1 protein-coding gene is annotated in these 1,164 nt (G+C 45.8%); it reads left to right on the top strand.

Features of this window, described 5'->3' with window-relative positions; all coding sequences use genetic code 11:
- Nucleotides 1–984: branched-chain amino acid transport system II carrier protein (brnQ, locus tag R7P35_RS25420; RefSeq protein ID WP_318093176.1), on the top strand; the 984-nt coding region annotated here is incomplete at its 5' end.
- Nucleotides 985–1,164 lie beyond the last annotated feature (180 nt).

Genomic DNA, 1,164 nt, shown 5'->3' with positions numbered 1-1,164 from the left:
CAATTTAGCTTCGCCCCAATCTTTGGTGAGGCGGCATTAGTGCCGTTTACGATTGCCTTTTGTGTAGCAACCATTTGGTTTGCGCTTTACCCAGGTAAGTTGGTTGATAACTTAGGAAAAATCCTAACACCGGCGTTAATGGCGATTTTGATCATCATGTCTGTCACTGCCTTGATTTACCCAGCAGGTGAGTTGACACAAGCCAGTGGCCCATACGTGAGTGGTGCGTTTGCAGAAGGTTTGACGCAAGGGTACATGACGATGGATGCGTTGGGCTCAATTGGCTTTGGTTGGATCATTTTCCGTGCTATTCGCAGCATGGGAGTGGACTGCCCGAGAGCAACGGCGAAATACACTCTAATTGCAGCCTTAATGTACGCTGTCGCGATGGCGTTTGTTTACATTTCGTTGTCTTACATCGGTTCCACTAGCTCTTACTTAGGTTCAGAGTTTAGCAATGGTGGCGATATTTTAACGGCGTTCACCTTCAACCACTTTGGTGCGTTTGGCTCGGTGTTGTTGGGTGCAGTCATGGTATTGGCCTGTTTAACCACAGCGATTGGCGTAACAACCGCAGGCAGCGAGTTCTATGACAACACCTTTAGCAAAGTGAACTACAAAATCTGTGTCGTCATCACCATGGTACTGTCAGGCTTTATCGCCAACATCGGTTTAGAGCAGCTATTGGCAATCACTTTACCTGCGGTTGTGGCACTTCATCCTGTGGCGATTGCTTTGATGATGATGGCACCCGTTCGCAACAAAATGTCTCAGTTCATGTTGGTGCTTACCGCGTTCACCGCACTAGCATTTGGTTGTGTCGATGCTCTGCACATTTTGGGCTACATGCCAGGAGCCGTAGATCAATGGATGAGCCACAACATGCCTTTGTATAATGAGTTCGCGAGCTGGATTGTACCTAGTGTCATCATGGCAACGATCGGACTTTTGTTCACTAAAAAAGCAGAAGACATCATTCTATAATTACGCTAACATACTGGACGTTTATTGATGACGGGCAAAGGAGTTGCCCGAGTAATGGTTCGTTGTGGAGCACATATGGAGAGTCACTATTTAGATATAAGAACCCTCAACTTTATTATCATTTTGTTTTCTTGTATCTATGCTATTAGCCTGCTTTGCTATCAATATACTCAGAGCAAA

The sequence above is a fragment of the Vibrio sp. Vb0304 genome (genome assembly GCF_033338995.1).
Lineage (GTDB): Bacteria > Pseudomonadota > Gammaproteobacteria > Enterobacterales > Vibrionaceae > Vibrio > Vibrio alginolyticus.
This window is presented reverse-complemented; position numbering and strand designations above follow the sequence as displayed.